The 13,530-nt window shown below is 56.8% G+C and carries 12 protein-coding genes; 6 read left to right on the plus strand and 6 right to left on the minus strand.

The window, feature by feature from the left end:
• From PQR67_RS27685 to PQR67_RS27700, 4 genes are all read left to right on the plus strand, one after another.
• Complete coding sequence (locus PQR67_RS27685; RefSeq protein ID WP_408466026.1) at nucleotides 1-648, plus strand: DUF4194 domain-containing protein; 648 nt, start codon at nucleotides 1-3, stop codon at nucleotides 646-648.
• Entirely contained in the window at nucleotides 641-4,015 is a 3,375-nt protein-coding gene (locus tag PQR67_RS27690; protein WP_408466027.1) for an ATP-binding protein, read from the plus strand. The genes PQR67_RS27685 and PQR67_RS27690 overlap by 8 nt, the downstream gene beginning before the upstream one ends.
• Nucleotides 4,012-5,187 carry a Wadjet anti-phage system protein JetD domain-containing protein gene (locus PQR67_RS27695; protein WP_408466028.1) on the plus strand — a complete coding sequence of 392 codons (1,176 nt, stop codon included), beginning with the start codon at nucleotides 4,012-4,014 and terminating at the stop codon, nucleotides 5,185-5,187. The genes PQR67_RS27690 and PQR67_RS27695 overlap by 4 nt, the downstream gene beginning before the upstream one ends.
• A 416-nt stretch (nucleotides 5,188-5,603) precedes the next feature.
• Entirely contained in the window at nucleotides 5,604-6,968 is a 1,365-nt protein-coding gene (locus PQR67_RS27700) for a reverse transcriptase family protein (RefSeq protein WP_408466029.1), read from the plus strand.
• A gap of 412 nt (nucleotides 6,969-7,380) precedes the next feature.
• On the opposite strand, the gene PQR67_RS27705 is transcribed toward PQR67_RS27700, so the two are convergent.
• On the minus strand, nucleotides 7,381-8,118 hold the full coding sequence (locus tag PQR67_RS27705; protein ID WP_408466030.1) for a putative type VI secretion system effector: 738 nt from the start codon (nucleotides 8,116-8,118) through the stop codon (nucleotides 7,381-7,383).
• Complete coding sequence (locus PQR67_RS27710) at nucleotides 8,115-8,396, minus strand: hypothetical protein (protein WP_408466031.1); 282 nt, start codon at nucleotides 8,394-8,396, stop codon at nucleotides 8,115-8,117. Before PQR67_RS27710 ends, PQR67_RS27705 begins: the two co-directional genes overlap by 4 nt.
• Nucleotides 8,397-8,681: 285 nt before the next feature.
• Between PQR67_RS27710 and PQR67_RS27715 the strand changes: the two genes are divergently transcribed.
• On the plus strand, nucleotides 8,682-8,897 hold the full coding sequence (locus tag PQR67_RS27715; protein ID WP_408466032.1) for a Wadjet anti-phage system protein JetD domain-containing protein: 216 nt from the start codon (nucleotides 8,682-8,684) through the stop codon (nucleotides 8,895-8,897).
• Nucleotides 8,882-8,968: a hypothetical protein gene (locus PQR67_RS27720; protein ID WP_408466097.1), complete on the plus strand. Its 87-nt coding sequence runs from the start codon at nucleotides 8,882-8,884 to the stop codon at nucleotides 8,966-8,968. The genes PQR67_RS27715 and PQR67_RS27720 overlap by 16 nt, the downstream gene beginning before the upstream one ends.
• 144 nt (nucleotides 8,969-9,112) lie before the next feature.
• Here PQR67_RS27720 and PQR67_RS27725 read toward each other — a convergent pair whose 3' ends face one another.
• The 4 genes from PQR67_RS27725 to PQR67_RS27740 all read right to left on the minus strand — a co-directional run bounded on the left by PQR67_RS27725 (nucleotide 9,113) and on the right by PQR67_RS27740 (nucleotide 13,473).
• Nucleotides 9,113-9,394: a hypothetical protein gene (locus PQR67_RS27725; RefSeq protein WP_408466033.1), complete on the minus strand. Its 282-nt coding sequence runs from the start codon at nucleotides 9,392-9,394 to the stop codon at nucleotides 9,113-9,115.
• A gap of 77 nt (nucleotides 9,395-9,471) precedes the next feature.
• Entirely contained in the window at nucleotides 9,472-9,795 is a 324-nt protein-coding gene (locus PQR67_RS27730) for a hypothetical protein (protein ID WP_408466034.1), read from the minus strand.
• A 97-nt stretch (nucleotides 9,796-9,892) separates the two neighbouring features.
• Nucleotides 9,893-10,630, minus strand: a complete 738-nt coding sequence (locus PQR67_RS27735; RefSeq protein ID WP_408466035.1) for a putative type VI secretion system effector — start codon at nucleotides 10,628-10,630, stop codon at nucleotides 9,893-9,895.
• Nucleotides 10,627-13,473 carry a T6SS effector BTH_I2691 family protein gene (locus tag PQR67_RS27740; RefSeq protein ID WP_408466036.1) on the minus strand — a complete coding sequence of 949 codons (2,847 nt, stop codon included), beginning with the start codon at nucleotides 13,471-13,473 and terminating at the stop codon, nucleotides 10,627-10,629. The genes PQR67_RS27735 and PQR67_RS27740 overlap by 4 nt, the downstream gene beginning before the upstream one ends.
• Nucleotides 13,474-13,530: the final 57 nt, after the last annotated feature.

Consider the following 13,530-nt stretch of genomic DNA (forward strand, 5'->3'; position numbering starts at 1 on the left):
ATGTTGGAACAGGAACATGACGCAGCGGCCTCGACGCACGATCTGTCGAGCCTACTGATTCCGTTGCTTAAAGGCGTGATTTACCGGGACGCGGATGCGGTCCTATGGAGCGCCCTGCTCGACTTACAAGCGCGCGTAAGGGATTACGTCACGGTGTTGAATCTCGAGTTGGTGCTCGACGAAGCAGAGGGCTACGCGTTCCTGCGCTCCCGCCCCGAAAACGACGATGACGATTCGCCCGCGTTGCCTCGTCTTGTAGCAAGACGCCCGTTGTCTTTTCCGGTGAGCCTGATGCTGGCATTGCTGCGCAAGAAGCTCGCCGAGTCCGACGCCGGCGGCGGAGACACTCGCCTCATTCTCACGCGCGAGCAGATGGTGGAAATGATTCGCGTGTTTCTACCGTCAGGCAGCAACGAAGCTAAACTGATTGACCAGATCGAGACGCAAATAAACAAGATCGTCGAACTCGGTTTCTTGCGCAAGCTGAAACCAGCCGCGGGCAAGCGCGAAGGCCAGGCCGCCGCCTTCGAAGTACAGCGAATCCTCAAAGCGTTTGTCGACGCCCAGTGGCTCGCCGATTTCGACGCACGGCTCGCGGTCTATCAAGCGCAACTCGGCACAGCAGCATCAAGGAACACCGATGACTGACATGCAACTACCCGGACTCGATTTCGTCGCGGACGACGCACTGTCCGGTTTTCGCCTGCATCAACTGGAGGTCTTCAATTGGGGGACCTTCGACCGCCGGGTGTGGACGCTGAGCACCAACGGCAAGAACACGCTGTTGACCGGCGACATCGGCTCCGGCAAATCGACACTCGTCGATGCCGTGACGACGTTGCTGGTTCCGGCGCACCGCATCGCCTACAACAAGGCGGCGGGCGCCGACAACAAGGAGCGCACGCTGCGTTCGTATGTGCTGGGCCACTACAAGTCGGAACGCAACGAGACTAGCGGCACGGCCAAGCCCGTGGCTTTGCGGGACCACAATAGCTATTCGGTGATTCTGGGCCGCTTTCACAACGCCGGCTATGACCAGACTGTCACGCTCGCTCAGGTCTTCTGGATGAAAGACGCGCATGGCCAGCCGGCGCGGCTATTCGTCGGCGCGGAGCGGGCGCTCTCGATCGCAGCAGACTTTGCGGACTTCGGACCGGACATTGCAGGTCTACGCAAAAAATTGCGTGCGCTCGGTGCAGAAGTGTTCGACAGTTTTCCGCCATACGGCGCATGGTTCCGTCGTCGCTTCGGGATCGAGAACGAGCAAGCGCTGGAGTTGTTTCATCAAACGGTGTCGATGAAGTCGGTGGGTAATCTGACGGACTTTGTCCGTAGTCACATGCTCGAACCGTTCGATGTCGCGCCGCGTATGACTGCGCTGATAGGACACTTCGACGACCTGAATCGCGCCCACGAAGCGGTGTTAAAAGCCAAAAAACAAATGGAACGGCTGAACCCGCTCGTTGAGGATTGTGAGCGGCACGCGCTACTTGTTTCGCAGGTCGAGGATCTGCGGGCCTACCGGGAAGCCCTTAAATCGTATGCCGCCGACCTCAAGGCTGGTTTGCTCGACCGGCGAATTGAGAATCTCGCGGCGGAATGGGAGCGACAGGACGCGCATGTCAAGCGACTCGACGCAATGCGCTCCGCTCAGCGTATCGAGGAAGGCGAACTGCGGCGCAATATTGCCGAAAATGGTGGAGACCGCCTGGAGCGGCTTGAGGGGGAGATTCAATCGAAGGACGCAGAGTGCACCCGACGCAAACAGAAAGCGCAGCGCTTCGACGATCTCGCGCAGGTGGCCGGCGAGCCCGTGCCCGACGATGAACCTGCCTTTCTTGCGCTACGCCGGCGTCTCGCCGAGCGTCTCGAAACCGCACAGTTGGACGAAGCGCGTCTGCAGAACGATCTGACCGAACACGGCGTGAGTTTTCGCGCAGGCAAACAGGATCATGACGCGCTGTTGGCGGAGATCGACAGTCTGAAGAGCCGGCGCAGCAATATCCCGGCGGAACAGATCGCGATGCGCACTGCGCTGTGCAATGCCCTCGCGCTACCCGAAGTAGATCTGAGCTTCGCCGGTGAATTGCTACAGGTGCGCGAAGGCGAGCGCGATTGGGAAGGCGCCGCCGAGCGCTTGCTGCGCAGTTTCGGCCTGTCGCTTCTGGTATCCGATGAACACTACGCCGCTGTTACCGAATGGGTCGACAAGACCCACCTTAAAGGGCGGCTGGTTTATTTTCGAGTACGGCAGTCTGCAAGACGCGAGCGCGCGGAACTGCATCGCGACTCACTGGCCCGAAAGCTCTCGGTGAAGCCCGACTCGCCGTTTTATGACTGGCTCGAATACGAAGTGGCGCAGCGCTTCAATGTTGTCTGCTGCGACACCCAGGAGCAATTCCGCCGCGAAACACGCGCCATTACACGCGCCGGTCAGATCAAGGGGTCGGGCGAACGGCATGAGAAAGACGATCGCCATCGGCTGGACGACCGTCGGCGCTACGTGCTGGGTTGGACCAATACGGCGAAAATTCAGGCGCTCGAAGCGCAATCCGGGCAGTTGGCGGCACAACTGAGCGAATTAGGCGCGCTGGTCGGCAGGATTCAGTCAGAGCAAAGTGAATTGAAGGCACGCCTGAACGCGCTCTCGCTGCTCAACGAGCATGCGGACTACCGCGAACTCGACTGGCATGCCGTCGCGGTAGAGATCGCCGGATTGCGCGAAGAGAAAGCACGGCTGGAGTCGGCCTCAGATCTGTTGCAGGAATTGACCCAGCGTCTGACTCAGGTCAGCGCCGCGCTCGCCGACATCGAGACGCAACTCGACGGACACAAAGCGGAGCGCACGCGTACGGAAGAACGGCGGCGTATTGCGAATGATCTACACACACATACCCGGACGATTCTTGACGATCCAGGTTACGCCGTTCATACGGTTTGCTTCGCCCGGCTCGCCGAGTTGTGGTCCGAGGTACTCGGCAAGCATCAGTTGACTGTCGAATCCTGCGACAATCGCGAGAGCGATATGCGCAAATGGCTGCAGGACAACATCGACGCTGAAGAAAAGAAGGTTTCGCGCCAGCGCGACAAGATCATCGACGCCATGCGAGCGTACTGCACGGCTTTCCCACTCGAGACGCAGGAAGTGGATGTCGCCATTGAAGCGGCCGCGGAATATCGCTTCATGCTGGACACCTTGAAAGCAGACGATCTGCCGCGCTTCGAAGCGCGATTCAAGGATTTGCTCAACGAAAACACCATTCGTGAAGTCGCCAACTTCCAGTCACAACTAGCTCGTGAGCGCGAGACGATCAGAGAGCGGATCGCGTTGATCAACGAGTCGCTGACGCAGATCGACTATAACGCCGGCCGCTATATTGTTCTGGAAGCGCAGTTCAGCCAGGACGCCGAGATTCGTGACTTTCAGAGTGATCTGCGTTCTTGTACCGAAGGCACACTTACAGGTTCGGAGGACGTACAGTATTCCGAAGCCAAGTTTCTGCAGGTCAAACAGATCATCGAGCGATTCCGCGGGCGCGAAGGGTTGACGGAGCAGGATCGTCGCTGGTCGGCCAAGGTCACCGATGTACGCAACTGGTTCGTATTCGCCGCCAGCGAACGCTGGCGCGAAGATGATAGCGAGCACGAGCATTATTCCGACTCGGGCGGCAAGTCTGGCGGCCAAAAAGAAAAACTCGCCTATACGATCCTGGCCGCGAGCCTGGCTTACCAGTTCGGTCTCGAGTGGGGTGCAGTGCGCTCGCGCTCGTTTCGCTTTGTTGTGATTGACGAAGCGTTTGGCCGTGGATCTGACGAGTCCGCGCAATACGGTTTGCGGCTGTTTGCCCAGTTGAATCTGCAGTTGTTGATTGTCACTCCACTGCAGAAGATTTATATCATCGAGCCGTTTGTTGCCAGCGTTGGATTCGTCGACAACAAGGAGGGTCGCGAATCGAGGCTTCGCAACCTGTCGATCGAAGAGTACCGCGAGGAAAAAGGCCGGAGCGCAACGTGAGTTGGACTACACCAGCCGATCTCCGCATGCAGGTCAGCAGGCTTTGGGAGCGAGGTGATCTGCTCGCTGGCATTGCAACGGGGGCGTCGTTGTTTCCGAAGCGTCTCGCGCTGAAAAGCCCTTCGTCCGCCGAGATCACAGAGCGCTTTGAGGACATTCGTCAATGGAGTACTTCGCTCAGGGCAATCGCACATTACCGCCTTGAGATACGCGAGTTTCGGCATCGGGTTTTCGGCGCCAATGCGCTGCCTGTGGAGGCGTGGATCGACTCATTCGAGGATGCGGTCGCTTTCATTGGAAAACAACGCGAAGCGGCGCGCTTTTTAGCACTTCTGGATGTGACACGGGCTCGCGAGCCTCGTCTCGTTAGGTGGCTTGCGAAAAGGCCGATGAGGGCTCTTGAACTTGCTGAAGTATGGGATCGGCTGGTGGACGTGTGCGTTTGGCTGGAGGCGCATCCGCGGCCTGGGGTGTATCTGCGGCAGATCGATATCGCGGATGTACACACCAAATTCATTGAAGCACATCGTGGTGTGCTTGCCGAGTTGCTGGATTGTGTTTTGCCCGTGGACTCGGTCGACCCCGCACGATCCGGTCTTAGCCAGTTCGCGGCACGATATGGATTGCGAGAAAAACCCTTGCGTATCCGCTTCCGCGTGCTGGATACGAAGAAGGCTCTATTTCATCCCGCCAGCACCGAGCAGGACATCACACTGGACGCAGCCAGTTTTGCTCGCCTGGACCTCGACGTTAGCCGGATTTTTATCACGGAGAACGAGATTAATTTTCTGGCGTTTCCGCCGGTTGACGACAGCATGGTGGTCTTCGGCGCAGGATATGGTTTTGAAATGCTCGCAAACGCCAACTGGCTTTCGCGTCGACGCATTTGTTACTGGGGAGATATCGATACGCATGGGTTCGCGATTCTCGATCAGCTGCGCCATCAGTTTGATCACGTCGAATCGTTTCTGATGGACCGGGAAACGCTGTTAGCGTTCCAGTCGCAATGGGATCGGGAGGACAAGCAGACGTTGCGGGATTTGCCACGTCTGACGCGGGACGAGCGGGCGCTATATGACGATCTGCGCGATAACCGTTTGCGCAAGAATGTAAGGCTGGAGCAGGAGAGGATCAACTTCGGGTGGGTTGAGGCGGCGCTGGAAAAGATTTGATCGCTGTCACAACGTCGAAGCAGGATTTGTTTTCTTGGTTATCGGATACCGTCTCCGTGATGGTGGGATAGCACCCTGTCCTATTGCTGATCTTTCTGCAGCACAACGTCAACGATGGACGGCAGTGTCTTCTGCATCAAGCGATGCGCTTCCGCTGCACCTTGGTGCAAAAATCGATTCGCACTGCCAATGCGTTGACAACACTTAGGCGTGTCGCTTATCTTCGACTCGCGGGACGGCTGGTCAAGCTTGCCAAGGTTCGGGCCGTAATCGTTCCGGGCACTACGGGGCTACCCCGTGGATCAGAATGACTCCGCAGTTCGTCGCATGAGCGTGCCTTGCGCGTTGCGCAAATGAGCTCACGCAGCACAAGACGCGTTGACTGGCCGCCCCGCCCCTGTTCCTCTCTTAGTTCTATGCCAGTATTTTCTCTGCAGTTTGTCACTCACGCGATCGCGGATGCCATGCTGGCCGGACCGCCCGAGCCCACAGCGATGGTCGCGCGGATGACGCTCGTATTGGGTGAGCCGGCGGACTGGATGAATGGATTAGCTCGCCGGGTTGCGAAGCGATTTAGCTCGCGGTGGGATAGCGTTGAGGGCAAAGAACTGTCAAAGATCATCGCTGAGACCACGGGCTTTGTCGCGGCTTGGAGGGGTGAGGACCGGCCGAGGGTTTTGCGTGTGTTGCGTCGTCCGCCTGTTCAGCAGGCAGCTCCCAGTTGGTTGCACGGCGCGGTGCTGCCGCAGTTGCCAACACTCGGTGATCTGGCCGCGTGGCTGGAAATCGAGCCTGACGAACTGGACTGGTTTGCTGATCGCTGGCGTGTGCCGGCGCAGAATGCAGGGACGCCGCTTCATCACTATTCGTACAAGGTGATCGAGAAACGCGACGGACGGTGTCGGATTATCGAAGTTCCTAAGTCGCGATTGCGGGCTTTGCAGCGGAAAGTGCTTCACGGTTTGCTCGATCGAGTTCCTGCTCACGATGCGGTGCATGGTTTTCGACGTGGGCGGAATACGGTTACGTTTGCGGCGCCACATGCAGGGAAAGCGGTTGTGATTCGCTTCGATTTGACGGATTTCTTTGCGTCAGTGCATGAGGGACGCGTTTACTCCGCAATACGAGCTTTGGGTTATCCGTTGGAGGTTGCGCGGGCGGTAACTGCACTGTGTACCAATCGGGTGCCGAGCGGTTGGCTGCTGGCGCCGGACGTGCGGGACAGGATCGATTGGCAGGAGCGGCAGCGGTATCGGAATCGGCATTTGCCGCAAGGGGCGCCGACTTCGCCGGCGTTGGCGAATTTGTGTGCGTTTCGGTTGGATCTGAGGCTGGCTGGGTTGGCGCGGTCTTTAGGTGCGACGTATACGCGATATGCGGATGATCTGGCGTTTTCCGGCCGGGACAATCTGGCGCGGATGGCCGAGCGGCTTGAGATTCGTGTGGCTGCGATTGCTATTGAGGAAGGGTTTGCTGTCAACCTCAGGAAGACGCGCGTGATGCGTCGTGGCGCGAGGCAGCATCTGGCTGGGGTTGTGGTGAACAGCCATCCGAATCTTGCGCGGCCCGCATTCGAAGCCTTGAAAGCAGTGCTGACGAATTGCGTACGGCACGGTCCGGCTTCACAGAATCGCGAGAGGCACTCAGATTTTCGGGCGCATTTGGCGGGGCGAGTTGCTCAGGCGTTGATGGCCAGTGCGACACGAGGTGTCAAATTGAAGAGGATTTTTGACGAGATTGGCTGGGATGAGGATAGAGCTGTGCTCTGCCAAAAAGAATGATCCAGTCGACATCGTAGATTCAAAGGCGAGCATGTTATTTATAACGGAAGTAGCGCGTTCCATAGTTAGGCAAAGTGTTCTCACGACATCCGCATCGCCGTCCTTGAAATATACGCCGCCGAGCCACCCTCTTAGCGTTCGTCCGTCCACGTCGAACTCGACCCAATATGCCTTGCCTTTAGCGATCGACATGCCGCAATTGACCGCCATGTTGCCTACAGCCAATCCACCGTTACCGCTAAGTGCGAGCAGGATTGGAGGTCGCAGCGCGGCTTTGTGTTCGAACTCCGCCGCCTTCGATTGGCGCTCCTCCAGCGAGTATCGGAGGGTCGATACTTTTCGGCTCACCGAGCTTAGTCGCGCATTCATTTACTAAAGCCGCCGCTTGTCCTACGGGGCATGTCTGACGCCATCAGTATCGAAAATAGAGAATGCCGAACGCACCCGGTTCGCCTGGTGTTTTCCCTTTCTTGGCGATCGCCGGCAGATCAATGTTCTTGACGTCCTTCCAACCAAAGCCTTGGAAAATGCCTTCGGCAAGGCTAACAAAACCCATGAACTTACGCGACATCCGGAAGGCAATAACGCCCAATATCGCCATCAATCCGGCCCCGCCGAGAATCCACATTTGGACGATGCCGCCCCAATTGCCCAGCGATTCAAAGAAGGCTATTCCACCGGTCAAGATGTACATAAATAGGAGTAGCGGCAGGCAGACCTTCAGCCACAATTTCAACGAGGCTTTGTAGTGCGCATATCTGCCCCGGCTGCAATGCGGATGCAGTGCCACAATTTTATCGCTGATCCGTCGTATGCCATATCCTTGCCAATGGTCGCCCCATTGCTCGGCGACGACTTCCACCTCGTCACCTTCATCAAAAACCGATAGCCACACCCAAGCTTTGACGGGTTTGCCGTCCAGATCGAACTCAAGTAGATCTGCTTCTTCGGTCGTATCCATTGCCATGCTACCTAAGCCAACGGCAATGCCACCCAAACCGGCTAGTCCCGCGGCAATGGCCGTGGCGCCCATTTTTTTTCGATCAGACTCGGTGAAGAAGAAATCCTGATTGCGACGTGTTTTGCGCAAATTGGTGATGCGTCCACGCAGCAATTGCGACTGTCCCGGCGGTGTTGTCTCAATAGTCATTCCGAACCCTCATTTGCCTGCAATCCAACGCCCTTCAGCGCCTTTTCGAATTCCTCATGCTGCTTACCAGCCTCCCATGGAGGGCTATTCGGTGCCTTGCCGAAGGTGGATTTCTCAAACCAAGTCTGCAAATCGTTGTCCGAGAAGTACCAGATCAGAACTTGAATCACCGTAATGACTACAGCGATCTCCCAGCCCGCCATAAAGAGCGCAACCCGACCTAACATCAGTAATGCGCCGCGCTCCCCGACCACCACTACAACTTCTCCGGCTGCCACACCCACTGCTTCCCCGCCGACTGCGTTCGCTGCGGCCGCCCGCGCAGCGCGCCGTCGTACCCTCCTCAGCGGCCGTTGCCAACTTCGCAGTTCTCGCCGCCGCCCCAACAAGACCCGCATTTGCTTTGCCGAGCCACACTGCGCCACGGCCGCCGGTCATTCGGGCGATCATGGGCGCGCTTGACACTAAGGCGGTCAAGTGCTTGGCGAGGGTGCCGGCAAATCCTTAGCCAGCCTTAATGAAATAGAGTGCGGAGAGGCAAGCCGCTGCGTATCCGATTCCGCATGCTGGACGCGAAGAAGGCGCTAGTGACTACCGAGCGGAACGTTACTTTGGACGTCAGCAGTTTTGCTCAACTGCACCCTGATGTTAGTCACGTTTTCACCACCGAGAACGAGATAAATTTTCTGGCTTTTCCGCCTATTGACGACACCATTCTTGGGCGGGTGAACAGGCGCTGTATGACGACTTGCGTAATAACCGGTTGCGCAAGAATTTGAGGCTGGAGCAGGAGAAGATTGGGTTGGGGTGGGTGGAAGAGGCACTTGAGAAATTGCAGCGGGGGAGATGAGCCTTAAATCGTCGTTCGCCCATACCGGAATATCTGTACCCCGCCTCTCCCTTCCCATTGAACTCGGCCGACGCCACGCTCGAGATAGGGTCGGAGCCCCTCATGTGACGCCTGTCGAGGTCGTAACCGTATGGTAGTTAATGTCTATTGAAACCAGTTCTTCGCGACATATGCTTCGTTTTTCTGGAACCCAAGGTCGGCAGGCAGTTCAGTTACATGTAGCACTTTTACTTCGCCGTCTTGCAGGGTGATGAGTTGTTCGTCGCCTGCGTGAACTGAGGTCGACTGTAGTACTTTGCATTTCTTACCGTTGACGTAATTGTCCGCCAAGGCCTGATAAGTGCCGAAGATAGTCGATTGATAATCGATCCAGGCACCCGCTGCATCTTGAGCCGAAGGACACGCGATCGTATCTTTCAGCGTCATTTTTGAGCACGCGGCAGTCGCAGCCAAGAGTATGAGCAGTGCCATGCATAGGCGGAACGTCGATTTAGATCTCATTTTTAGACAGTAATCAATCTGATAACCGCTGCCACGATGATCGCGACAACGAGTGAGCCGAACATCAGCATGTAGCGCCGTCTTGCGGAAAGCGGCGGCCGCTCAGCCTGGATCCGGGCTGCGGATAAATATGAAACAGGAAAAAACGTGGTACTTCCGATCAGAAACAACAGCACTAGATCGGACATGCGCCAGTTCAGCGAGCCTGCGGACATATACTTATTCCCGCTCACAATCAAGTTGATTGCGCTTACAACCAGAGCCGCAAGAAAAAGCCGCGCCGGCAATGCATAGGGAGCCTTCTTTAACGCCTCACTCCATTTCATTATTTTAATCTCCTAAATTTCTTGATCCGTCAACATTCATTCCGTCGTGTCCGCCGGTCAGGGCATATCGACTGCATCGATGCTTTATCAATGCCTGTTAATAGCGGAAATACAGCACACCCAATGGTCCCGGGTCGCCCGGCTGCTTGCCCTTCTTCGTGATCGATGGGAGATCAATGCTCTTGACGTTTTTCCAGCCGAATCCGTCAAAAATACCTTCGGCGAGACGTACAAACCCCATCATCTTGCTCGAAATCCGTAACGCGATGAATCCAAACACCAGCAGTCCAGACAAACCGCCCATCAGCATGTAACTGATGAACGAGGAATAATCTGTGTCGCGTCTCAGGGCCATCATGACGATGCCAAGGACCCACATGAAAACATACAAAGCTCCGTATATCTTGACGAGCCAACCAAACGTCGACTTGTAATGAGCATATCGACCGCGACTGCAATGCGGGTACAGCGCAACGATCCTGTCGTCAATGCGTCGCACGCCATAACCTTGCCACTCGTCGCCCATCTCCTCCGCGACAACCTCTACTTCGTCACCGTCCTTAAATACGGAAGTCCATACCCAGGCTCGGATACACTTTTGATCTAAATTGAATTCAAGTAGGTCCGCCTCTTCAGTGGTGTCCATTGCCATACCACTCAATCCGACCGCAATTCCCCCCAGGCCAGCAACCCCTGCGGCGATCGCCGCGGCTCCCATCTTCTTGCGATCCGCGGCCGTAAATAAAAAGTCCCGACTTCGGCGCGTCTGCCGCAAATTGCTGATCCGTCCGCGTAATAGTTGGGCACTCGATCCGGATGTCATCTCAGCTTTCATTCAGCCCCCTCGGAAGAGGCGAAGCCAAGTGCTTTGAGCGCTTTCTCGTACTCTTCATGCTGTTTGGGTCCATCCCATGCAGGGTGCGGCTGTTGGTTTCCGAATGCGCAGTTTCTAAACCATACCTGGAGATCGTCATCCGAGAAGTACCAGATCAACACCTGGACCAATGTGATCACAACTGCGACCTCCCAACCGGCGAGGAATAACACAGCACGGCCAAGCGCCAGCAACGCTACACGCTCAGTGACGACAACAGTCGCCTCTTCCGCCGCCGTCGTCATTGCGACCCTAGCCGCGCCGTCGGCCGCCGCAGTACGTGCTGCCGCCGCCTCCGCGGTGGTACCCCTTGCGACGCCTGCAAGTGTCGCAGTTCTGGCGTTAGCACCTGCCATGCTGGCGCTGAGCTTACCAAGAAATACGACACTGCGTCCGCCAGTCACCCTTGCTACCAGCGGCGCCGACGAAGTCAGCGCTGTCAGAACATTGCTGGCGGTCGAGGCAAAACCGAGTGCGCTTTTTACGAAATAGAGGTTGCCGACAAGCTTGTTGTTTTTCTTCTCATCGAGACCTTTTCCAAAATCGACAACCGCACCGATCATTGCCGAGGCGCCGCCAAAGTATCCACTAATCGCCTTGAGATTGGCGAGCGTCTTGACGGCTTCACTCTCCAGTGAGGCCATCAGCTTCGTTGAGGCCTGCAAGCACGCAGACATCGAAGAAAAGCCGCCAGCCACTAGCATGGCGTAGTCTTCGCCGGTCTTGTCAGCCTTGGCCAATCCACAACCGAAACTGAGCAATTCGATCACCGCGAGCGTACCCGCGATGCGAACGCCACCTGCCAATTCATTACCTTCCTCAGTGAGCTTCACCGCTGCCCATTTTGCCCGGTACCCTTGGCCGGCTTCGTCGTCGGCGAGGTTGTGCAGCGCCTGGACATGCGCTTCGGTCGCAGTAAGGCCAGTTGCGCGCAGAGCCCGGTAACCATTTTGCAACTTGGTGCGCATCGCTGGTTCGACTTTTGCTGCGTATCTGATCAGTTCGAACGTCTCGTCCTTATTCATTCCGACGCGTAACATCAAGAGGCCGCGGATCGTCAAGGCGCCGGCGCAATCACCTAATTGCCCAAGCAATGTCCACTTGAAGAGACCGTTGCCCATTGCAACGATCAAGTGATCGGCGTGCAGCGCTTTGAGCGCGGCCTCACTGGCCGAGACAGCATTCTTGTGCTCTTTGACCTCGCCCATTTTTTCGCGGAACTCGACAAACGTCTTCAGCTTCTCCAGACATTTGTTGACCTTCTCAGCCATCTCACGGTAGTCGATTCGCGTCGATTTGTTTGAAACGGCCTGGGCCAATACTTCTTTGATTTCGGCCTTCGGTTCTTTCTGGTTATAGGCAAAAGCTCGCCAAACCACACTCGATGGCGCAGTTGGATCCATATGGTTAACCAACTCCTCCACCACCTTTTCGCCGGTTGGCTCGGAGGGCAGGCCACTGACAGCATCCGATACGACGTGCGCAAATGCCTTACCGTCATCGACGTTATTTTCGTGGTAATCGTGCAACGTCGCTATGAACAAAGGTGCCTTGAGCCATGCCTCCACGTCGGCGGTGCGCATGGCCTGAAGTTTCGCCACGGTGCTCTGCACACCCGCAAACCAGGGACGAAATGCGGCGAGTTTGGACTGGATCAGCTTGTCCCGATACTTTGGCCATTCTTCGTCGCCAATTTTCTTGGCTTCAGCCGGGCTGATCTTGCCGGCGTCTCTGATACGCTGATCCGACGCGGCCTGATCTGCTGCCGACAGGGGCATCGATGGAATCCCGTCCATTGCACCGGGGTTGTTCAACATGGACTCCCACCCGGCCCGCCACGCCGATCGCCAGCGGCTCTTCGACGCCACTGCGCCGCTGCGCACGACGACCTCAGCAGAGTCGATCGACTGCATCGCATCGATCTCCATAGCTCGCTCGCGGGTGTAGATCGCCAGCATGCTGCCGGCGTCGTTACGAAAATCGTTCAGTTCGTGGACGTTGCCGACGCCGTCCCAAAGCGCCAACAACATAGGCGGATGACTTTCATTGCCCTTCGTTGCGCCAACCCCAGCCATTAATTTGGCTAACGCTTCGCCTGCCGATGCCGGAGTGGCCTGGCGGATGTGCAACGGATAGCGTGTGCTTTCCTGCTTGATAACGTCTGGGTGGAATCGTCCGCCGAGCTCGCTGAGTTGGCGATCAGCCGGCTGCAATAGCTTAGGATCGAACCCCGGCATATATTCGATTACATCGTCGATATTCTGCGCGGTCGCGACTGCTGCGTGGCCATGTGCTGGCTTACTGCCTGCGATCCATTTCGCGGGCTCGATACATTGCATGCGCTGCTTGCGCAACGCGATGTCCCCGGCGTAGAGCTTGAACGTATCGGCGTGCCATGCCAGTTGCGAGAACGCAAAGTAGACCTCGGTACACTTTTCGGGATGCTCGATAGCGATGATATCCATCGGTACAGCGACGCTCTTCTGCGCGCACGCCGGATGCGTGACCGGCGTAGTGGGTAGAGGCAGTGACTGTTTCCAAAGCCGTCCATCCTCGGTGACTTTGTACGCTTCCCAATAATTGCTGCCGCGCGCGCCTTTGATGTAGAAAAGGTACAGCCAGCCCTCGCGCAGGGTGCGCAGACCATAGTGATGCGTAGTCAAAGCGACGTCGGTTACGCCCGTGCCGCTAATTCCCGGCGGCAGTTTCGCATTCACCGTCTGCGGAAGGACGGTGTAGCGCACCGGAAGGATCGGCAAACCCGTTTTTTCGCAGTTAGCGCATTTTTGTTCTGCTGTTGCCATGTTGACTTCTCTTGTTCGGATAGTGGGCGCGATGACCACGGATCATCCGCGCGGTCT

It is taken from the genome of Paraburkholderia fungorum (assembly GCF_046026025.1).
GTDB classification, from domain to species: domain Bacteria; phylum Pseudomonadota; class Gammaproteobacteria; order Burkholderiales; family Burkholderiaceae; genus Paraburkholderia; species Paraburkholderia fungorum_E.